Origin of the sequence: Halobacteriovorax sp. DA5 (genome assembly GCF_002903145.1) — a bacterium.
GTDB lineage: Bacteria > Bdellovibrionota > Bacteriovoracia > Bacteriovoracales > Bacteriovoracaceae > Halobacteriovorax_A.
This window is the reverse complement of the sequence record NZ_PPDJ01000014.1, coordinates 17723-40324: the sequence shown is the minus strand read 5'-3', so window position 1 is coordinate 40324 and position 22602 is coordinate 17723. Positions and strand designations below refer to the sequence as shown.

The window sequence follows — 22602 nt, the reverse complement described above, 5'->3', positions numbered from 1 at the left end:
TACCTAATCGGATTTAAGTTCTGGAGTCTCTTGAATCTTATTACGATTAAGGTAAGTGATTTTTTAACCTTTAATCGTTTAATAAGGAGATGGAGATGTCATCACAAGAAACATCTAACGAAAAATTATCGTCTAACACGAACAACAGCGTAATTGGTCAAATTAAGCTAAAGACTATTCGTAAGTCAGCTTCACTAAAGCCAAGAAAATCACTATTAAAAGTGAGAAGCTTAAGACCAACTCGTGCAGTTCTTGGTAGAACAGCAACACAAGAAGACGCGGAATAAGAATAGGCCCACAGCTTTTTTCTTATTTATCTTTTCTTGCGATTTCCCTTAGGAGAAATCAGCTGCTTGTCGTACGTAGCTTTTAAGCTACGTAGTGTTTCCTCGCGTATCTCTTCCAGTTTTTTCAGTCTCTCTTCATGTAAATGATTGAGGTAATTCTTTTTGGCTATGAATAAGTTATTGATATAAGTAACTTGAAAGCCTCTAAGCTCTCTGTAGCAAAGATCTTTTTCTATTTTAGTTAATTTATGCTGACTGGCCTCGATATCCTTATGATCTAAAACAAATGTCGAGTAATCCCCAGAGCAAACACCCTTTTTAAGATCAATATAATGATCAATTTCTTTTCTTATGATTTGAGTCTTTGTTACGTAATCTTTTGGAGGGATATTCTTCACCTCTTCAATTTTCGCATACATTACTTTACTCATCTCTTTTTCAGATTGAGTCTCACCTTTGTCTGCTTGAGCATAGACAGTCAAAGTCGGTATGAATAAAAGAGTCATTAAAACTGATTTCAATTTAGGGCCTTTTTTATCTTAGCTAAGTAATATTCAGTATCTTTATTATGCGCAAAGACGAAGCTTATGGCCATTTTTTTAAACTTAGACTGAAGTCCTTGAGTAAGTTGAACTTGATTTTTTGCTACGCCGAATTTCTTTGCAACTAACTTTTCAATACCAGCATTGGCCTTTCCATCTTCAGGAGGGGCCTGAGTGCTAACGATAAGTTGCCCAGTTTCCGCAACACTCACCTTTTCAACTTTTGCACCAGGCTTTGCCCAAACTTCAAGTTCAACTATTAATTCACTTTCACTATTCGAAAGAGTAATGAAGTTCAGGCATTGTGTTTTTAAATAGTCTTTTATTGAAATAATTCTCTCCAATTGCTGCTCTCAAATCCAAGCTCATCAAGAAAAGTTTTCATTTCAGCAATAAAGTCAGCGAGAGGAAAACCTACAACATTTGAATACGAGCCACTCATATGTTCAACAAAGAGTAGACCTTGTCCTTGAATTCCGTATGACCCCGCCTTATCAAGGGCCTCATCACTTTCTAAATAAAGCTCTAAAATTTCCGGTGAAATATCTGTAAACTTTACTTTTGAACATCTTGAAAAAGTATATTCCTTGTCTCGATAGGCCATATATACAGCTGTAAAAACATCGTGCTCTTTACCAGATAACTCTAGTAGCATCTGCCTTGCATGGTCGCGATCATTAGGTTTTCCTAAAACTTTATCACCTATAGCAACAAGAGTATCAGAAGCGACAACAAAGACATTTCCATCTTTTGGAAATTCTTGGGTAAAGATATCTCTTCCCTTTAGCTCGGCCAATTCTTCGACAATATCTTTTGGATGTTCTTTAGTTGTTATTTCTTCAACAGCTGAAGGCTTAATTTGAATCGGAACTTTCATCCAAGATAGTAGTTCCTTTCGACGTGGACTCCCTGAGGCCAGGATAAATTTCAGTGTAGATACCATTTAACTTCTTCCATAGTTCTTGTTTTTCTGAATTAAGCTTTGGAAAATAACTTCTCGAATTCTCCATCGCACCGACTTTATAGTAACTTTCTTGTGCCTTCGTGTAAAAATCTTTTCGTAGGACATCTTTATCACGACGGTTTGCTCGATTTAAAACAGACTTTCGATAACGATCAGCGATCGCAAGATTTGTCGTTTCAACCTCTCTAACATGAGTCCATAGAAATTTTAGACGCTTTTCTAATTCTTCTTTTTTCCAAAGTCTCAAACCATAATTTTTGGCTAACTGAACCTCATCACCTTCAGCAAATAATGGCTTTCCGTAGCGTTCTAAAAAGATTTCACGAGTATAGTAGATTCCGTAAATTCTCTTCGTAAATAATTCATTTTGACTTAAAACTTCAGAGTCTTTCGTGACAAAAACATTACGATTAATGAAAGAAAATTTATACCAACTTCCATATTCTAACTCTTCAAAACTATCATTTTCATAACCACGTAAGTTTACTTTTGGAGATGAGGCCAAGTCATTTTTGTATCCTAACTGTTCATCATCTCTGAATTTAAGGTAGCTATCATCACCAATTGAAACATAAGTTTCAAATGATGGAGAATAGGCTTCAAATGAATACAATGGAGATTGTATAAAGAATCGACTCTTTCTTATGACATTTTTATTGTTCTTTTCTATCGCCTCATTAATAAAGCGAGTACGAGATTTATAACGTAGTCCATCTTCAAAAAGATACTCATTCATAGAAACATCTTTATCAAAGACGACGGGATTGGTTTTATTAATAGGAAGAGGAAAGAAAACAGAATCAGTATCTCTTTGGTCCAACTCTTTAAGTTTTTCTTTTGAGCGTGAAATCAAAAGAACATTTCCTACATTCATACGAATATTGAAAAATACTTCGTCTTTTAAAATATTCATTTCTTTTAGTGAGATTGAACTTTCAGGTGCTATACGAATCAATGTACCATCAAAGAGCATAAGCCAAAGGTAGCTATCGATACCAGTTTCAATATCATCATTTTCTTTTATCAGAGATCGAAAACCAATTTTATTATTTCCAAGCTTTCGAAAGAGAGTACACTCCCCCACACATTTGATCACACGGCCAATCTCTTCATCGATACCTGAGATTTTTTCAAGATCACGCCAAAGTGGATAGCTTTCTTTAAAGCGTAATTCCTCTTTCCACTCATCAAAGTCTAGCCACTTCTGGGCCTTAAGCTCATCCCATTTGATTAGAGACTTACGGTCGTCCTTAAACTTTGTTTCTAACTCTGATGAGCTAGCAAAAGTTGAAAGTGTAATGGTTAAAATAAATAAAATACGTAGCATCATGAACTTTATCGACAATTTCGGCCACCGGCCCTAACTGTGCCGCGAATTTGCAAGTTTTTCGGTAAGAATTGCCACTTTCAGGCCCATCTAAACTGTCAAAATCATGGGTTTCATGTTAAATTTTGGGCCAAATATTAATTTACACAAAACTATAACAGACAAGGTTGATACGATGAGTCAGGATAACGGACAATTTTCTTTTGTTAACACAGAACATGAAGTCTTAAAATTTTGGGAAGAGAATGAAATTTTCCAAAAATCACTAGAACAAACAAAAGAGAAAGAGCCATATATTTTCTACGATGGCCCTCCATTTGCCACAGGTCTTCCTCACCACGGTCACCTACTTGCTGGAACGCTAAAAGATATCGTTCCAAGATATTGGACAATGAAAGGTCGCTACGTTCAAAGAAGATTTGGATGGGATACTCACGGTCTACCGATCGAGCAAGAAATTAATAAAAAATTAGAAATGACTGCACACGAAGCACTAGAGAAACTTGGTGTTGCTGGTTACAACCAAGAGTGTCGCTCAATTGTTGATCGCTACACAACTGAATGGCGTAAAACTGTAACACGCCTTGGACGTTGGGTAGACTTTGACAATGACTATAAGACAATGGATCCAACTTTCATGGAATCATGTTGGTGGGTTTTCAAATCTCTTTGGGATAAGAATATGGTCTACAAGGGAACAAAAGTTGTTCCTTACTCAACTGGTCTAGGAACAGGTCTATCAAACTTTGAAGCAGGTCTTGATTACCGTGACGTTCAAGATCCGGCCGTAACTGTACTTTTCAAATTAGATGATCCAGCTAAAGCAGGTGCAGATTATGTTGCCGCATGGACGACAACTCCATGGACGCTTCCATCGAACCTTGCTCTTTGTGTTGGGCCAGATGTTGATTACGTTCGTGTAAAAGATAACGACCGTGGTGTAACAATCATCTTCGCTGAAGCAAGAGTTGAAGCTTTTGCAAAGAAGCGCAACCTTGAAGTTGTTGGGGAATCATTCAAAGGAAGCGAACTTCTAGGTCTTACTTATGAGCCACTTTTTGACTTCTTCGCTGATCTCAAAGCTGAAGGTGCTTTCAAAATCTTAAATGACGACTACGTAACAACTGACAGTGGTACTGGTATTGTTCACCAAGCACCGGCATTCGGGGAAGACGATAATAGAATTTGTAAAGAAGCTGGCATGATGGCAGAAGTTTGTCCAATCGATGATGCTGGTCAATTTACAAAAGAAGTTTCAACTTATGCAGGTCTTTATGTAAAAGATGCTGATAAAGAAATCATCAAAGAACTAAAAGATAATACAAAATTATACGATCACGGAAACCTAGTGCACAGCTACCCATTCTGCTACCGCTCAGGAACTCCACTAATCTATCGTACAATCCCACAGTGGTATGTAAAAGTAGAAGAGATCGTTGATAAGCTTGTTGCAAACAACGAGCAAATCCACTGGGTACCTGGTCACATCAAAGCAGGTCGTTTTGGTAAGTGGCTAGAGAACGCTCGCGACTGGGCAGTTTCTCGCACACGTGTTTGGGGAACTCCTCTTCCAGTTTGGATCAACGACGAAACAGGAAATATGAAATGCCTTGGCTCAATTGCTGAGCTTAAAGAACTTTCAGGTGTTGAGCTAACTGACCTTCACCGTGAGTACACAGATGAAGTGACATTTACAATCGAAGGTGAAGCTGGAACTTATAAGCGTATTCCTGATGTATTCGACTGTTGGTTCGAATCAGGATCAATGCCTTACGCTCAACTTCACTACCCATTTGAAAACCAAGAAATGTTTGAAAATGGATTCCCTGCAGAGTTTATTGCTGAAGGTCTCGACCAGACACGTGGTTGGTTCTACACACTAACAATCCTTTCAACTGCGCTATTTGATAAGCCAGCTTTCAAGAACGTAATTGTTAATGGTTTAGTTCTTGCTGAAGATGGAAAGAAAATGAGTAAGTCTCTAAGAAACTTCACTGCTCCAGATGAGCTTATGGAAGAATTCGGATCAGACGCTCTAAGACTATACCTAATCAACTCAGGACTTGTGAAAGGTGAAGAACAACGCTTTACAGATGCAGGTGTTAAGGACATGGTTCGTCGTGCCCTTCTACCATGGCTAAACTCTTTCAAATTCTTCCAAACATATGCATCAATTGATGGATGGAATTTAAGTGAGCATGCTGAAAGTGGCGACAATATTACTGACAATTGGGTAATCTCAAAACTACAAACTCTTAAAGAAAATATCGAAGCTGAAATGGCACAGTACCAACTTTACAACGTTGTTCCTGCCCTATTCCACTTCATTGAAGATTTAACAAATTGGTATATTCGCCTTAACCGATCACGTTTCTGGGGCGAAGGACTAACATCAGATAAGAAACAAGCATACACTGCACTTTTCACAACACTAAAAGAAGTTACGATTGCAATGGCACCATTTGCACCATTCTTATCTGAGCATATCTTTAGTGAACTTAAGAAATTTGATTCAAGTGAAAAGAATCTTTCAGTTCACCTTTGTGACTACCCTGTTGCTAATAAAGAACTTAAAAATTCAATCCTTGAAGATGCAGTTGATAGAATGCAACAGATTATTCTTCTTGGACGTCAAAAGCGTAATCAAGTACAAATCAAGGTTAAGACTCCACTTGCTCGTCTAAGTGTAATCCACAAAGACCAAGCTTTACTTGATGAAATCAAGAAGCTTGAAGGATATATCCAGTCAGAACTTAACGTTAAAACTGTTGAGTATACTACTGATGAAGACCACTACATCAAACTATACGCTAAACCAAATTCTCCTGTTCTAGGAAAACGTCTAGGAAAAGATTTTGGTAAGTTTATGGGGATCATCTCAAAGCTTGGAGCAGCTGAGCTGAATGAGCTTGAAGAAAAAGGAAGCCTAGAACTTGCTGGAGAAACATTTGAGCCTTCAGATATCTTAATCTTCCGTGAAGCAAAAGAAGGTACTCAGGCCCTATCAAATCGTTATATCTCAATTGATATCGACACGAACCTTTCAGAAGAGCTAATCCTTGAAGGTCTTGCTCGTGAGGTTGTAAACAGAATCCAAAGAACAAGAAAAGATTCTGGTTTCAATGTTGAAGATAGAATTGAAGTAACTTTTGCAGCTACTGATCTTCTTGCAAAAGCAATCACGACTCATACTGATTACATCACAAAAGAAACTCTTGCTAACTCTCTAACTGTTAGCACAGGGGAACTTGAGCATGAGTTTAAGGTTGATGATGAAAATCTAAAAATGACAATTGTTAAAGCTTAATCAGCATATAAAAAGAAAGCCTCCATTACGGAGGCTTTTTTTATTCTTTAATTAACATATATCCAATCGGTTGTGGATTTAGATCAAAACATTCATTTCGTTTATAATCTTCTTTTGCATCTAAAACAGTACCTTGAACTTCAATACTTCCCGAAGCAGCTTTCATCACAATCTCATCTGCTACGACAAACCATTTCCCAGTTCTAACTTCTCGATCTGTATATTTCAAGATTCCAGTTGTTAAACACTGTTTCTCCTTTTTAATAAAAAGTGTCCCTGACTCTTCATCTATTTCATATACTTCAGAAAATTCTTTCACTTCTTTAGAGAAATGATTAAATAACTTCACCTCATATTTTGATAAAACTGAAATACTTACAAATTCTTGCCCTTTCTTAGGTTTAGAGATCACTCCATTTTTCATTACGCGTGTGACTAACCTTGTTTCTTCAGCTTCATAAAACTCAGCTTTTTGAACAAGAGCACCAGTATAGATTTTTTCCATCCTCAAGTTTTCACATCCGTCAGGTTGAACTAAGTTTTGAAACTCTTCAAAATTCACTTTACCTGTTACACACTTTAAAGATTTTCCTAAATCATATTTAATATTTTCCCCATTAGTAAGAATTAGGGACTTTGTCTGCAGATAGACTTCATGTGAAAGAAAATTTCCTTCTTCAAGTTCAAAAAACGAAAGTTTTCCTTCGTTTTGATTATAAACAGCTTCATTTGATAAAACCTTCCCATATTTTGAAATCAATATGAAACGGCCTTCAATAACATCTTCACCTAGATTTATTTTAAGATTTACGAAGTTCTCTACTCCATCTTCATAAATGTTTTGATTGTTAGAATAATCAAAATTAAATAGAAATAATTTTTGGTTTGTAATACCGATCTTATTACACTCACTATCGCTAAATAGAGAACTCTCTAACTTATTACATTCAAGTAGAAATGATTTGCTTGAGATCATTGCTTGATTAGCACTTTCTTTACTTTTGTCACTACCTGAGCCACAAGAAACTAATACAAATAACATAACTAAACTTAATACTTTCATAACTCTCCCTATTCCTTAACTACTACAAATCCAGTTAAAACAGGCTCAACAGGATAACACTTTTTTTGACGACTTATTTTATAGCTAGATTTATCTTTTATGATATTAAGACCTTCAAAATGACTAATGTTCAAACGATGTAAGCTCTTGTCGATATTAACTTTAAAAACTTCCATCACTCCTACAGTTACACAGTAACTTGAATCATTTAAAAAGTAGTGAAGGCCATATTGGTCAATACTTTCAAGATAAAATAAACTTGGATCGACTTCACCTTCTTCAAAATCACTTACTGATACATATTTAAAATTTACGAGATCTCGATTTGGTAATTTTATTGGACTATTTGCTGTAGTAAGTGCTGAAAGCCTTCCATTGGTCGAAACAGTCTCCACTTTTGGAATAATAACCTTGGCCTTTACAAGAGGAATGAATTTTAAATTTTCACACTGACCTTTAAGATCTGCAAGATTCACATCATTAATATTAAAAATACCTGTATTACAATTTAGATCTTCCTCTGGTGATACGACTTTCGGACGATCTCCCGTAAAATAATTATTAATCTTTAAGTAAATTTCATGGGCCGCAAAATCTCCACGATTTAACTCTTGAAACTTAAGAGTACGACTTCCGTCATATAAAGTATCTTCACTTAGTCTTTTTCCATATTTAGATACAAGGTAGAATCTTGCATGAATCATTTCTTTAATTGAAATTTCAAGTTCTACTTCGCCAAGCTCTGGATACTTCTTCATATCGATAGCTTGCTCGTCCATATCAATAGAGAAAAGAAATTGTTTATCTTCATTGATAAAAGACATAGGGCACGTAATTTCCATGTCTGTAATATTCGTTTTTATTGATTCACATTGAATTTGTGTTGCAGTAAGTGACTGGCCTTTAAAGCTTGGATTAAGATTTTGGCCATAAAATGCTCTTTCGTTAGATTTCCCACATGAAAGAAGTAGGATCATGGGAATCAGAAAAAATGAACGCATAAAAAATCTCCTTAAAATTAATTTTTGCCGTTATAGCGAAAATCAATCCAAAGGAGATATTTTTTCTATTTTGAAATAGTTGTTTTTTAATTTGGAATACTAAAAAGCGACTTAAGACCCAAAACCTTTAAGCTGTTCCCCGCCAAGTACGTGAAAATGCGTATGGAATACACTTTGACAGCCATGTTGGTTGATATTTGAGACTACGCGGAAGCCATTCTTTTCAAGCTCATTTGATTGAGAGAATTCTTTGATGGCATCAAAAACTTGGGCCATATCATCGCGGTTCATCTCATTAATATTCTTAGAGTGATTGCGGTGAATAAATAAGTAGTGCTCTTTTGCTAGCGGTTGAATATCTTGAAATGCATAAACATTTTCATTTTCAAATACCTTCACTGAAGGAATCTCACCATTTAGAATTTTGCAAAATAAACAATCACTCATTACGCTTCTCCCTATTCGTTTACGAGTTCGACACTTGCACCAAGTTTCTTAAGCTTTTCAGGTAGATCTTCATAACCACGTTGTAAGTGGTAGACACGATCAATTTTTGTTTCACCATATGCACAAAGAGCAGCAAGAACAAGGGCCGCAGACGCTCTTAGGTCTGTACACATAACTGGTGCTGCTGTTAGAGGTTTACCACCTTCAATAAAGACAGAGCTACCAAGTTGTTCAATACTTGCACCAAGACGAGTTAGTTCTGGTACGTGCATGAAACGATTTTCAAAAATATTTTCTGTTACAAGAGAGTTCCCTTCTACAACTGTTAGAAGTGCTACCATTTGTGCCTGCACATCAGTTGGGAATCCAGGAAATGGCTCTGTAATTACTTTAGAACCTTTTAGTGATGATGGGTATGTCTTAACGAAGTCATCACCGATCTCAAGCTTGGCTCCCATGCCTTGAAGGTTTTCAAGAACATTAAAAAGATGCTTAGGATTAAAGTTCTTTACCGTAACCTCTGACTTTGTCATAAGGCCACCAATAATATAAGTAGCAGCTTCAATACGATCACCAATTGCTTGGTACGTTCCACCACTTAATTCTTTAATTCCATCAACAACAATGCGAGATGTACCGATACCTGAAACTTTTGCACCTAATGTATTTAGGAAGTTTGCAAGATCGTCAATTTCTGGCTCCATCGCTGCGTTTTCAATAATAGTCTGACCATCAGCAAAGACACCGGCCATCATTAAATTCTCAGTGGCACCGACTGATGGAAACTTAAGTTTCACATGTGCGCCTTTTAAATGATCAGTTTCAGCAAAAACAAAACCATTCTTCATTTCGATTTTTACATTCATCTTCTCTAGATTATCTAGGTGGATATCAATTGGACGTGTCCCAATTGCGCACCCTCCAGGAAGAGAAACCTTTGCTTTTCCAAGACGTGATAAAAGCGGTCCTAGAACAAAGATTGATGCACGCATTGTTTTAACAAGCTCATAAGTTGCTTCGTGAGAACTTAGAGTTGATGCATCGAAAGTCACATTCTTACCATCACGATTACACTCAACTCCCATCATTTCAAGAAGCTTAAGCATTGTATTGATGTCACGAAGCTTTGGAAGATTCGTTAGTGTTACTTTCTTATCTGTTAAAAGGATTGCTGCTAAAATTGGCAGGTACGCGTTCTTTGCAGGTGAAATTTCAACTTCACCAGAAAGACGAGCTGGTCCTTTAACTATAATCTTATCCATTTTTAATTCCTTTTAGAAAACGGTAGCGGTCTGTGTAGTCCTTAATCAACTCGAGATTAGTAAATTCATATTCACTCAAAATATCTTTTAAGTGTTCTAAATGCAATTCACTACCTTCCATTATGAACAGTCCACCTGCTTTCAGCTTTTCCTCCACCTGTTGGAAGAAATTTTTAAACCAATTATCGTAATCTTCATCTTTTAAGTAAAGGGCCAGATGTGGCTCAAAACGATGAACCTGTCCATGCACTTCACTTAAGTCAGCACTCTCCTTTATATATGGAGGGTTACTAATGATGATATCAAAATTTTCATTGAGGTTAGTTAATAAATCAGACTCTTCAAAGACTATTTTCACAGTCTTTGGATAACGGTAACGGTGAAAGAATTTATTGGCACGAGCAACTTCAAGGGCCTTTGGACTAATGTCACTGGCCACAATACGCGCTTCTATTTCACCAATCTCACCTGCTAAACTTAAGGCAATAGCGCCACTTCCCGTGCCGATATCAGCAATTGAAATATCATTTAGCTTATTTTTTTTAATATATTCAGAAGTCCACTCCACCATGATTTCAGTTTCACTACGTGGAATAAGAACATTCTCATTTATGTAAAATGAAGAACGATAAAAGAATGCACGATTACTAATATATTCGAGGGGAATCCCCTGCCTGACTTTTTTTAAGAATTGCTCGATGACACCTTTATTTTCAGAAATATAAATGTCATCGAATTGAGATTCAAGGATGCGACAGAAATCTTTTAGCTCACCCTTTAAGCGAGAAATTGTAATTCCAGGGTAATTTGCCTCTAAGAATTTTTTATTCTCATTAAAGAACGAGCTAATGTAGTCACCGAGAGTTGTAAAACTCATTTACTACTCTTCTTGGCCCTTTAAAAGTTCAGCTTGGTTATGAGCAATAAGAGCATCAAGAACTGGAGCTAAATCACCTTCTACGATTTTATCGAGAGAGTAAAGAGTCAGGCCAATACGGTGGTCAGTTAAACGACCTTGTGGATAGTTATAAGTTCTAATACGCTCAGAACGATCACCAGTACCAATTAGACCTTTTCTCTCAGCTGCTTCAGAAGCATTTTTTTCTTGAAGCATTTTATCAAAGATACGAGCCGCAAGAATCTTCTTCGCCTTCTCTTTATTTTTTAACTGTGACTTTTGATCCTGGTTATAAACTGCAATTCCTGTTGGAATGTGAGTCATACGAACCGCAGAGTCTGTCGTGTTAACGTGCTGTCCACCTGAACCAGATGCGCGCATAACTTCAACACGAACATCATTCATATCAAGTTCCCACTCAAGATCTTCAGTCTCTGGCATAACTGCAACAGTGATTGTTGATGTGTGAACACGTCCCTGAGACTCAGTCTTTGGAACACGTTGAACTCTATGTACTCCAGACTCATATTTCATTTTTGAGTAAACTTTCTCACCAGAGATTGAGAAGATAACTTCTTTAATCCCCTCATCGTTTTCAGAAAGAGAATCAATTTCAACTTTCCATCCAACTGAGCGAGCGTAGTTTTGATACATTCTTAGAACATCACCAGAGAAGATCGAAGCCTCATCCCCACCAGCACCGGCACGAATTTCAACCATAACGTTCTTATCATCTAATGGGTCTTTTGGCAGAAGAAGAATCTTTAACTCATCTTCAAGTTCAGGAATTAATGGCTCGTTCTCATCAAGAACTTCTTTTGCCATCTCCTTCATATCAGGATCATTTTCCTTAAGCATCTCTTTTGCTTCCGCAATATCTTCTTTGATCTGCTTATATTTCTTGTAAGCAATAACAACTTCTTCAAGATTTGAGCGCTCAGCTGAAATCTTTTTGAACTCCTCTTGCCTATCATATAATGTTGGGTCTGCCATTTTTTCAGTTAGTACTTCAAAGCGCTGTACAACTGAATCAAGCTTATCAAACATGCTCATTTGAAAATCCTTTTAGCTGCTTCTTAGCTATTCATTGAATCCATGAATTCAGCATTAGTTTTAGTCTTCGTAATTCTTTGTAGCATGAACTCCATTGCATCAATTGTACTCATTGGGTGTAGAACCTTTCTAAGTACATATGTTCTTTGAAGATCAAGTTGATCCATAAGTAGATCTTCCTTACGAGTCGATGACTTATTGATATCAAGTGCTGGGAAGATTCTCTTTTCAAGAAGCTTACGATCAAGTTGAATTTCAGAGTTACCTGTACCTTTGAATTCTTCAAAGATAACTTCATCCATTCTTGAACCTGTATCAACAAGAGCTGTTGCGATAATTGTAAGTGATCCACCATTTTCAATATTTCTAGCAGCACCGAAGAATCTCTTTGGTCTGTGTAGAGCATTTGAGTCAACCCCACCAGAAAGGATCTTTCCAGACGGTGGAACAACAGTGTTATATGCACGAGCAAGACGAGTAATTGAGTCAAGAAGGATGATTACATCTTTTCCTGCTTCAGTTAAACGCTTCGCTTTTTCAAGAACCATCTCTGCTACTTGAACGTGACGGTTTGCTGGCTCATCAAATGTTGATGAAACAACTTCTGCGTTAACATTTCTCTTCATGTCAGTTACTTCTTCCGGTCTTTCATCGATTAGAAGAACGATTAGAACTGAATCTGGGTGATTTTCAGTAATTGCGTTAGCAACTTCTTGTAGTAAATGCGTCTTACCAGCTTTTGGAGGTGCAACGATTAGACAACGCTGACCAAAACCTTGTGGTACGAACATATCAATCATACGAGTTGAGTAATTGCTTGGATTAAACTCAAGGTTGATTTTCTTTTGTGGATATAGTGGAGTTAAGTTATCGAATAGTACTGTCTTTTTGTGCGCTTCAGGTGTTTGGTCATTGATTGTGCTAACCTTTAGAAGAGCAAAGTATCTCTCGTTGTCTTTTGGTGGACGAATTTGTCCTTCTACAGAGTCACCCTTTTTAAGAGCGAATTTTCTAATCTGACTTGGAGATACATAAATATCATCGGCACCAGGAAGGTAGTTATAGCCTGGAGACCTTAAGAAACCGAAACCATCTGGTAAAATTTCAAGAACACCGTTTCCGAAAATGTCCTGCTTCTCTTTTGCATGTGCTTTTAGGATAGCAAAGATTAGTTCATGTTTTTTCATACCCGCAGAGTTTTCAATTTTTGCTTTTTCCGCAATCTTGTTTAACTCTTTGATTTCCATCTCTCTCAATTCACTTAAATGCATAAAATGTACTACTCCTGAAATATCTGAATATATAAAATTGGATTGGTTTAGAATTTGCCTCTATTAATGATCCATTAATGGCATGGATTTTATAAGATTAAATTGGTTGGTATTGATTTAATTAGATAAACTCATCATAAACCTTCACCCTTTCCTAGTCAAGCTGACTTTAGAGATTGACTTGAGGCGCCAAAATGGGCATAACTACCTAATATGAATGAGTTTTCTAGCTATCCAAAATTTGAAGAATTACGTGGTCTCAACATCCTTTCCATCGACTACGGTGAAAAAGTCATAGGCCTTGGCTTCTTCTGCCCAGGACGTGAGCCTTTCCCAATAGGTGCAGGACGTATCATTAATAAGGGAATTGCACATTTCTATACAGAACTTGAACAAGTGATCGATGATCAAGTGGTAGAAGTTATTGTTATGGGAATACCTTATTATGTTGATGGCAATGAGAGTGAGAAAACAAAAGAGCACAAGGCCATTTTTAACGCTTTAGTTGAGAAATTTCCTAGTATAAAGTTCTATCAACAAGATGAAACACTTACGACTAAGTCGGCAAAAGAGAGAATGCTTAACTCTCCGGAGTATAATTTTCAATTTGATCCAACAAAAATTGATGAGCTTAGTGCGGTGATCATCTTAGAAGATTTCATAAGAAGTTAATTTCACAAAATATAAAAATAAGATATCCTATTATCATTATGATGAAGAAAAACTTATTTGTATTTTTGGTGCTAGCACCAGCATTATCGATCTGCCTTTTAGTGGCCCACACTTATTACAACATTTATCATTGGCAATACAACGGTCCAGAGACTGAATTCCAAATTAATAGTGGCGACACTTTTGGAACAATCAACTACCGTCTTGCCCAAGATAAAATTATCTACTCTCCTCGCCTCTTTCACCGCTATGTGAAATTCGAGGGTAAACTAACCAGCTTTAAGGCCGGACGCTACATCATCCCAAAAGGGATCACTATGGATGAGCTAGTAGACCTTTTAATTAGCGGAAAGAGTTTAACTGTTCGCGTGACAATTCCAGAAGGATATAACTTATTCCAAATTGCTAAAGTTCTGGCCGACGAGAAAATTGTTGATGAAAATGAATTTATCAAAGAAGCAAAAGATAAGAAATTTGTTCACTCACTAGGAATTCCAGCTGATCGAGTTGAAGGATACCTTTACCCTGATACATATCAATTTCACGAGAAGATGAAAGCACGTGCAATCATTCACCGCATGTATGACAATTTTAAAGATAAAACGAAAGAACTTGATTTTTCTAAAGTAAGACTAACAAAGCACCAACTAGTAACTCTTGCTTCAATGGTAGAAAAAGAAACTGGTGCAAAGTTTGAAAGACCAACAATTTCTGGTGTTTTTCACAATCGTTTAAAAAAGAGAATGCGTCTTCAATCAGATCCAACGACAATTTACGGGATCTGGGAGTCGTATAAAGGAAATATCAGCAAAAAGCACCTAAGACAGAAAACTCCTTATAATACTTATAAGATCTCAGGTCTTCCGGTTGGGCCAATTGCAAACCCTGGGCTAGAGGCACTTAAAGCTGCTCTAAACCCAAAGAAGCACGAATATATTTACTTTGTTTCTAAAAATGATGGAACACACGTTTTTTCAAAAACATACAAAGAACACAGCCAGGCAGTAGATTACTGGCAAAAGAACAGAGCGAACCGTAAGGGGCGTAGCTGGCGAGACTTAAATAAAAAACAATAAAACTTAAAGAAGTAATTAACTATGAAATTATGGTCATCATTCGATCAGGAATATATCCTCAAGAGGCTTACTGAACTTTATGAGGAAGGCGCAGTTTTGAAATTTTGGCAAAACAATGAAGACATGCGCGAAGAGTACACTGCAACTTTCAGCTCAGTTACAATTGAAAAATGCTCTATCAGGCTCACAAAAGAAAGTGCTCCTTTTTATACTCGAATAGCACCTCTTTCACCTGTCTTTTTTCACTATCCTGCTGGGGATATGATTTTCAAAAAAGATATTTTCAAACTTGAAAATGGTGGTCTTTCGTTCAAGACTCCTAGTGAAGTTCGTATGCGCGATCGACGAAGTGTGGAGAGATTCAATTATAAATATCCAGACTTCAAAAATATCTCATACAAAGTTGAGGGTGAAGATGAAACTCAACATGATATTATTCTCGATATCTCTTTAAGAGGTCTTGCATTTGTTATCGATGCGAAAAGAAAAGCGAAGTACGAAATAGGAAAATCAATTTTTATTACTTCAATTACAGATCAGGAATTACCTGAGCTACACGAAGCGAAGATTGCCTCAGTTAATCGCTACCGTGTTTCAGGAGAAGGACTTCAAACTCACCTCCTACGCATTGGAGTTGAATTCACACAAACGCTAAACTCAATAACATATGATTCAATTGGCTCTCTTGTTAAAAAGAGACAAAATAAATTAAAAGGTCTTGATACAAATCTATTCAATGGCCTAAATCCTGATGATTATCAAAAGCAACTAGCTAAGATACATGAAAAGAACCCTCAACTCGCTATCAATATCTCAGAGTCAGTAGAAGATATCGATCGCCTTCGCTATATGACAATCGATATGAAGCGTGAGTTCTTTTTACAATTTAGTCTTGATCTTATGGCCTGTGCTTTAAGAATGTCGTCTAAAGAATTAATCAATGATCTTCTTTCTGAAGTTACTGCTGGTGTAAGAGAAGAATTTCTTATGAAGTATGATCAACCAAAGCCAGCTTCAGCAATCAATAAAGCACAAGACGAGTTAAGAAAGTATATTCATGAAAAGGAGCGCTCGGGCGAGCTTGTTTTAAGCCCGAAGTCATTTGTTAAGTATGTTTAGTCTCCTGTCTCTTCTCGATGATATTGCAACAACATTTGATGACGTGGCCATCATGTCTAAAGTTGCCATCAAGAAGACCAGTGCTCTAATGAGTGATGATCTTGCAGTTAATGCAGGTGTTATCCATGGAGTAAACGCCGATCAGGAGCTTCCAATGGTCTGGAAGATTTTTGTAGGCTCACTTTTAAATAAAGTCTACAGCATCTTAGGCGTTGTTGCCCTTACCTATTTTTATCCTCCAGCTCTAAAAATCGTTCTTCTAATTGGTGGAATTTATTTAGCATATGAAGGCGCCCACAAAGTGGTCGAAAAGATTACCAAGCAAGATAGCAAGAAGATCCTGGCCGAAATTAGTGAAGAGAAAAAAGTTTCAGGAGCGATTCGCACAGATTTAATTCTTTCAATTGAAATTATCGTAATTGCACAAAATAGCATTAGTGGACCTTTTGTAAATCAGCTAATGACTCTTGTAATTGTGGGGCTTTTAGCATCTGTCCTTATCTATGGACTTGTCGCTGTCTTAGTTAAAATTGATGATCTTGGCCTCTACCTTATAAGAAAAGAGTATAAGAGACTTGGCTACGCTTGTGTCAGTTCAATGCCTTGGATTATGAGAGGACTTGGAATAGTTGGGACAATTGCAATGTTTCTCGTAGCTGGAGGAATCTTTGCTCATAGCTTTCACTTAGACCTCTATACCTATGAAATACTGCAAAACCTATTCTTAGGTGTCATTGGTGGTTTTTCGGCCCTTATCGTTTTCAGTATCCTCACGCATATTAAATCGAAGTTCTTGCGCTAATTATTGGCAGATCTCTTTATGAGAATCCTACTAAACACCTAGAATCACGAGAAATTTAGTCCACACTAAATTAAAGTTTATTATAGCTATAGACGATAATTTATTTAGTTAACTGCCTGAGGGAATTATGAAAATTATCAATATGCTACTAATATCATTCGCAATTATCCTTACTTCATGTGGAGGGAAGTCCTCAAACGTCGAAGTAAAGCTTCAAGGTGCGTTCTCTCAAGTAGCAGGACTCTTTGATAATGGTGCGGTCATGCTTGCAGTTGGCGGACCAGCGGATAAACCTCCTCTTCTCTATGTTGTTCCTCTTTCACAAGCAACACTTGATCACGAATTTGATAATGGAAATTGGAATATTATGATTCTTGGTTGGCATGGTTCAACTGCAGGCGAGATGATGGAAGGAAGCCTTTATTGTTCAGTCGTAAAAAACGCAGCAATCCCAGAGCAGACAACTTTTACTTTCAATCTAACTCAAGTCGATACTGTGGCACCGGCCAACGTCGTTGATATAGGTCACCCTTGTGCTGAGTTTATTGATGGCCTACAAACGGCCAAGTATATGTCTGTTTGTGAAACTTCAGCTTGTAATGTTGGTGAATACATAAGATTTAATTCAACTGACCTATCTATTAAATTTGGTATTCCTCACTATGAAGGACCAATTAATAAGGATCTAATCTATACTCAATCAAGATTTAATGAATCGATGAATACTTGCTATAGCAATGTTAATGGAAATTTACTCGATGGAGTCGACTACGCTAAAATGGTTCTTGATGCTTCTGTTGGAATGGTTCTTCCAGTAAGGCTAACAGGCGGATTCCACTTACCTCTTAGAATAGAAGGATATGAAGATAAAGATAGTGGAACAACTGACTGCTCTACCGGGCCAGTTGGTACACTTATGACCATGAACAGTATCGGTGAAAAAGACCTAGCAGGAAACGATCGTCACTTCTACGATGGCACTTACTTCACTTATATTATGCCACCTACTCCATTTGAACTTTCTCTTACAAATTCGAGTTATTCATTTGAAAGAAACTCTGCAACGACAGTACAGGTTGGTGGCCCATATGATGTTGGAAACGATACTTATCTTGGCAACTCGATGAACTATACTTGTGAGTACAAAGTCGCTGGAACAGATGATTCAACTTTTGTTGCCTGTGGATATCCAATCGGTTCAGGCCCTATATCATTTGATACGACGTCAGGAGATGTTGTTCTCGACGGTAATACTACTAATTTTAATCTTGGAGATACTTTTGAGTTTAGAATGATTGGATCGTATTTTGATGACGCTTCAAGTAGATTAATCTATTCTCCAGAGAAGCGCTTTAGCGTAATGGCAAACCCTATTGTTATGATTCCGGATTCAGATTTCATACCAGTACCTGGATCAAATGTTGATATTACAACAGGTGGAAGCACGACAATTACATTTAATAATAACACTGATGGTATTGTGAATTTTAGTATCTATTCAACACCAGACACCTTATCAATCTCAGGAGACATTTCATGTTCTCCCTATACGACTTGTACACTTACAATCACAGGCTCTCCTGCAGGTACAGGAAATTTTGACTTAAATGCCAATGGTCAGCTTTTTAATTACACATATTATTAATATGGCACTAAGAAATGGCATTCACTATTGAGGTTAAAACCATAACCAACTGAAATCCCGTAAGCTTTTGTCCCCAATTCTTTAAAGGTTAAGATTTGCTTAACCGATGAGTTTTGTGGATTAAATTGAATTTGGGGACCGTATGCACCGTCATATATTTGGATTATTTCTTGTTTCACTTCTTCTCACTTCATGTGGGGTAAAAACATCAAACACAAAAGTTACTTTTTCAAAATCACAATTCTTAGTTGGAGACTTAAACTCAAACTTTGATGGTGGTGTACTTATCTTTGGAAGAAATAACGATACAAAACAAGTTTTTCAAATTGGTCTTGATCCAAGCTCCCCTTCTGAAATCGAAATTGAGCTTCCTTTTGGAAACTACGATGTAAAGGCCATCGGTTGGCACCAAGGAACGACTCCAACGAATCTAGTTGGAACAAAGTATTGTTCTCAAATTAATACTCAAGTTGACTCTACTGAAACTCCAATGAATCTAGTAATGACAACGGCCAATTGTGCATCACTAACTAATACAGTTGTTCATGACAGTACGACAGGAAATCAGTTCAAGGTTGAAACTTGTCACGGGGTTGTCCAAGTTTTTGGGAAAGGAAAAAGAGAAAGCTGCGATGAAGCTCCAAGTAACGCTCAATCACTTAAGATTCGCTACCCTTCAATTAATGCTGAAGGTGTCGTCGATCCAAGCTTAACTCTTGAATCAAAATGCTTAACACCAAATGCTGGAGATATTTTCACCTATGACCTAACTGCCGACTATAACGTTGTTACTAGTGATAGTGGTTTTTATAATCCAGTTGAAATTGTAGCCTACTATGATACTGCTTGCTCTGGAGCCTCTCAAGTTAAAAGGATTCCAAGAACAGCAGGACTTCCTTCAGAGGAGTATCTACTAGCAACAGAAGATTCAGCGACAGGTCTTACTCTACTTGCAGGCTTTGATTCTTGTGCGTTTGCAGGAGCGGCAACAAGCTCTCCATTTGCAGCTGATAGCGCTGGATCAAGAGGATTTAATATTATTTGTACGGCCGATCAATTTAATAATATCGCTTCCTACCCTTCAGAGAATTATATTGTTGCGAGAACAATTGATTTTGCAGGTTCAGCACCAGCAACGGGCGCTACTGACTTTAGTGGAAAATTAGAGGGAGATATTCTTATAAGTCTTAAGAAGCTTCCACATATTATTGGAGCATCTGACTCATTATTTAATAGTATTGGAAGCACGGTTGCTAACGCTGAGTCAGGACTTAGTAACTTAAATATCAATGTTAATTCGTTAACAGCAGGGCCGGCTCTTGCAAAGTACTTAGGCGATTCTTCAAATCTTCATGAATTAATAATCTCAGGTTCAATGACAAACTCGAATCCATCAACAACACCACCTGGTTCAAGCTTTGGTTACTCGTGCGGTGGATTATTTAATCAGTCTTACTATGATGGAACATCAACAAAGAATGTATTCGCACAAGTTGAAAGAATCACTTTTAGTAACTTTAGTTTAAAATGTACGGGACTTCCTGGTTCTGATAGTGCTTACGTAGGCTCCCTTATTGGTGCCCTAACAAGTGGCTCAACTGATACTGCAACTAATAGTCGTGAAGTTAAAATTTATGATGTTAATGGAAATATTAATATCGAAGTTGATGCAGCTAATCCACAACAATCAGTTGGTGGCCTAATCGGCTTCTCAGAAAATCTTACTAATATTAGTACTTATAGTAATAGTTATGTTTTTACTAACTCATATACTTCAGCGGCACCAGCGATTATTGGTGGCCTTCTAGGACAACATCAGTCAACGGCCGCAAACTATCTAGGCCGTCTAGAGCTTGGTGAAAATAATATTCACTTAGCAATTTCAAGTGATCTTCCATATAGTACGATTCAAGGTGCTGGCGGAATTGCTGGAAAGATATTTAATCCTGAAACTTTTCAGATTCGCTCATCTATTACAACAGGAAGTATTGATACGACATTAAAAAATGCAGGTGGGTTTATTGGTCATGCTGCTTTTACTAATCCTGGTAACACACTTGGAATTTATTCTTCAGCAACAAGAGTAAGCGTTAGTGCAGATGGAAGCGCTGGAGGCTTAATCGGAAGACTAAATCTCGATGGAACTTCTGCAAATTTTGCACTTAATCATATCGCAACAAGTTCAGTCACAGGTGCAGCTGCGGGATCAGCAGGACTTGAAGGTGTTGGTGGAGCCCTAGGGACACTTTCATCAACGACAAATCTTTCCTCAGCAAACTTTGATAATAATTATTATTCAGGACTACTTTTTAATAACCTTGGCTATGCTACTGGAAATTCAAGTGGATCTCTTGTTGGAGTTATGCCAGACATCAACACATTCGTTATAGTTAATGGACACCATTATACAAGATGGGGAACGAGTACTTCTCACATTATCGACTTCATTGGATTTATCAATGACTCTACTCTATCAAACGTCCTAGACAGAATCACAGCAAATCATGTTGTTTACAATGGCTATAGTGATAGTACAACAGCACTTGCTCAAAGTGCTTTAAAGTATGGAACACCAGGTGGCGAAATAAGCCTTACCTTTAATGATCTTGCAAATAAATTCATCCCTTCAACATTTGCTGGAAGCCAATTCTTCACAGCAACTGGAGGCTCAAAACTAAATGTTGCATTTAACCGCTTCATGAGATTTGCAACAAATGGTAGAGCAACAGTGACAGGATCTGAAGAAAGTCCATTCCTTCTTTCAAATGCAAGTGATTTAACATTCATTAAGAATAATTTATTCCTAAGTAATTTTAGTTTTAAACTAATGAATAACATTGATATGGGTGGACAATCACTTCAGTTATCAGACTTTAATAATTCATACAATGGCGCTCTTGATGGAAATGGCTTCACTATTTCAAATTTCTACAATGACTACACTGGTGCCAATCAAATGTTTAATGGTATCTTTCCATATGTTGAACACGGACGAATTAAAAATCTCCGAATTGCAAACTCTACAGTAAAGTTTAATTGTACTTCTGCAGGGGATGCCGGAATTCTCATGGGAAGAATTAGTCGCTACAATAACTCTGATGATGATCGAGCGCAATTTCATAATATTCAATTCGATAATAATACGATTGAAAGTAGTAGCGGATGCTCTGCAACAGGTCTAATTGCAGGAGCCTACTCAACAGAGAATAGCGGAGATGGGCCAGTATTTGAAAATATTAGTGTGAAAAATAATACATTTGGCTCACCTACAGGTTCCCTTCTTGTTGATCGCATTGATTATTCAATGTCTAGCTCAGAAATGTTTGCATTTAAGAATCTTGAGTTTATTGGCAATAAGTTCACTGATCCTGCGCCAGTCAATACATATGCATTCTTCTCAAATAAAGGAAATAATACATTTGATGTTAGCTTCGAAAATGTTCTCTACGTGGGACATAAAGATGGACACAATCCAACAGATATTCACAGCACGAATAATGCTGGTTCAGCAATGTTAGTAAAGAATCATTACGTATTCATTAACCCTACTTCATTTGCAGGTGTTCTTGATACAGCGATACTAACCAATGGGACGAATTACGCTCTTGCAGATATGGCGACAACGGCTTTTGATAAGTACTTCCTAGTGAATTCAACAACAGGAGCTGTCGATTTAAATCGTCCAATGATTCAAGAAGAGTTCGAACAACGATAAGCATAGTTTAATGCCAATAAATTTAGGCGAAAAAAATAAGGACGCGTTCAGCGTCCTTTTTTTATTATCGGCAGAACTTACCGATATTACTGGTAAAAAGAAATTAACTTAATTATTTTCCCGCCAAACACGAAGAGTGCCTACAATAGGT

19 protein-coding genes are annotated in these 22602 nt (G+C 37.1%); 8 read left to right on the top strand and 11 right to left on the bottom strand.

What is annotated here, in order from left to right; translation table 11 throughout:
* The first annotated feature begins 95 nt into the window (after window positions 1–95).
* Window positions 96–287, top strand: coding sequence for a hypothetical protein (locus C0Z22_RS15130; protein ID WP_103219211.1), 192 nt, complete (start codon window positions 96–98; stop codon window positions 285–287).
* Window positions 288–313: 26 nt separating this feature from the next.
* Here C0Z22_RS15130 and C0Z22_RS15125 read toward each other — a convergent pair whose 3' ends face one another.
* From C0Z22_RS15125 to C0Z22_RS15110, 4 genes are read right to left on the bottom strand one after another with little or no spacing between them, the layout of a single operon-like run.
* Window positions 314–808, bottom strand: a complete 495-nt coding sequence (locus C0Z22_RS15125) for a hypothetical protein (protein ID WP_103219210.1) — start codon at window positions 806–808, stop codon at window positions 314–316.
* On the bottom strand, window positions 805–1173 hold the full coding sequence (locus C0Z22_RS15120) for a DUF167 domain-containing protein (protein ID WP_103219209.1): 369 nt from the start codon (window positions 1171–1173) through the stop codon (window positions 805–807). Before C0Z22_RS15120 ends, C0Z22_RS15125 begins: the two co-directional genes overlap by 4 nt.
* The gene (locus C0Z22_RS15115) at window positions 1152–1706 is read right to left on the bottom strand and encodes a nucleoside triphosphate pyrophosphatase (RefSeq protein WP_233189738.1); all 555 of its coding nucleotides are present in this window, start codon (window positions 1704–1706) and stop codon (window positions 1152–1154) included. Before C0Z22_RS15115 ends, C0Z22_RS15120 begins: the two co-directional genes overlap by 22 nt.
* A complete protein-coding gene (locus C0Z22_RS15110; protein ID WP_146037925.1) occupies window positions 1684–3123 on the bottom strand; it encodes a FecR domain-containing protein in 1440 nt (479 codons plus the stop codon). Before C0Z22_RS15110 ends, C0Z22_RS15115 begins: the two co-directional genes overlap by 23 nt.
* 172 nt (window positions 3124–3295) lie before the next feature.
* Between C0Z22_RS15110 and ileS the strand changes: the two genes are divergently transcribed.
* Window positions 3296–6427, top strand: coding sequence for an isoleucine--tRNA ligase (gene ileS, locus C0Z22_RS15105; RefSeq protein ID WP_103219248.1), 3132 nt, complete (start codon window positions 3296–3298; stop codon window positions 6425–6427).
* A 40-nt stretch (window positions 6428–6467) separates the two neighbouring features.
* Here ileS and C0Z22_RS15100 read toward each other — a convergent pair whose 3' ends face one another.
* The 7 genes from C0Z22_RS15100 to rho form a co-directional block, all read right to left on the bottom strand.
* Complete coding sequence (locus C0Z22_RS15100; protein WP_103219206.1) at window positions 6468–7490, bottom strand: hypothetical protein; 1023 nt, start codon at window positions 7488–7490, stop codon at window positions 6468–6470.
* A gap of 8 nt (window positions 7491–7498) precedes the next feature.
* Window positions 7499–8491 (bottom strand): hypothetical protein, encoded by a 993-nt coding sequence (locus tag C0Z22_RS15095; RefSeq protein WP_103219205.1) that lies wholly within the window; start codon window positions 8489–8491, stop codon window positions 7499–7501.
* A 111-nt stretch (window positions 8492–8602) separates the two neighbouring features.
* Entirely contained in the window at window positions 8603–8938 is a 336-nt protein-coding gene (locus tag C0Z22_RS15090; protein ID WP_103219204.1) for an HIT domain-containing protein, read from the bottom strand.
* Window positions 8939–8949: 11 nt separating this feature from the next.
* Complete coding sequence (gene murA / locus C0Z22_RS15085; protein WP_103219203.1) at window positions 8950–10200, bottom strand: UDP-N-acetylglucosamine 1-carboxyvinyltransferase; 1251 nt, start codon at window positions 10198–10200, stop codon at window positions 8950–8952.
* Complete coding sequence (locus C0Z22_RS15080; protein WP_103219202.1) at window positions 10193–11077, bottom strand: HemK/PrmC family methyltransferase; 885 nt, start codon at window positions 11075–11077, stop codon at window positions 10193–10195. The genes murA and C0Z22_RS15080 overlap by 8 nt, the downstream gene beginning before the upstream one ends.
* Window positions 11078–11080: 3 nt before the next feature.
* Window positions 11081–12145, bottom strand: a complete 1065-nt coding sequence (gene prfA / locus C0Z22_RS15075; protein WP_103219247.1) for a peptide chain release factor 1 — start codon at window positions 12143–12145, stop codon at window positions 11081–11083.
* 29 nt (window positions 12146–12174) lie between these two features.
* A complete protein-coding gene (gene rho / locus C0Z22_RS15070) occupies window positions 12175–13422 on the bottom strand; it encodes a transcription termination factor Rho (RefSeq protein WP_103219201.1) in 1248 nt (415 codons plus the stop codon).
* A gap of 213 nt (window positions 13423–13635) precedes the next feature.
* On the opposite strand from rho, the gene ruvX reads away from it, so the two are divergent.
* The 6 genes from ruvX to C0Z22_RS15040 all read left to right on the top strand — a co-directional run bounded on the left by ruvX (window position 13636) and on the right by C0Z22_RS15040 (window position 22451).
* Window positions 13636–14094, top strand: coding sequence for a Holliday junction resolvase RuvX (ruvX, locus tag C0Z22_RS15065; protein ID WP_103219200.1), 459 nt, complete (start codon window positions 13636–13638; stop codon window positions 14092–14094).
* A 41-nt stretch (window positions 14095–14135) separates the two neighbouring features.
* Window positions 14136–15170 carry an endolytic transglycosylase MltG gene (gene mltG, locus C0Z22_RS15060; protein WP_158246950.1) on the top strand — a complete coding sequence of 345 codons (1035 nt, stop codon included), beginning with the start codon at window positions 14136–14138 and terminating at the stop codon, window positions 15168–15170.
* A gap of 21 nt (window positions 15171–15191) precedes the next feature.
* Window positions 15192–16289 carry a FliG C-terminal domain-containing protein gene (locus C0Z22_RS15055; protein WP_103219198.1) on the top strand — a complete coding sequence of 366 codons (1098 nt, stop codon included), beginning with the start codon at window positions 15192–15194 and terminating at the stop codon, window positions 16287–16289.
* Entirely contained in the window at window positions 16282–17091 is an 810-nt protein-coding gene (locus C0Z22_RS15050; protein WP_146037924.1) for a DUF808 family protein, read from the top strand. Before C0Z22_RS15055 ends, C0Z22_RS15050 begins: the two co-directional genes overlap by 8 nt.
* Before the next feature lie 142 nt (window positions 17092–17233).
* The gene (locus tag C0Z22_RS15045; protein WP_146037923.1) at window positions 17234–18736 is read left to right on the top strand and encodes a hypothetical protein; all 1503 of its coding nucleotides are present in this window, start codon (window positions 17234–17236) and stop codon (window positions 18734–18736) included.
* A gap of 142 nt (window positions 18737–18878) precedes the next feature.
* On the top strand, window positions 18879–22451 hold the full coding sequence (locus C0Z22_RS15040; RefSeq protein ID WP_103219195.1) for a hypothetical protein: 3573 nt from the start codon (window positions 18879–18881) through the stop codon (window positions 22449–22451).
* The last annotated feature ends 151 nt before the right edge of the window (window positions 22452–22602 follow it).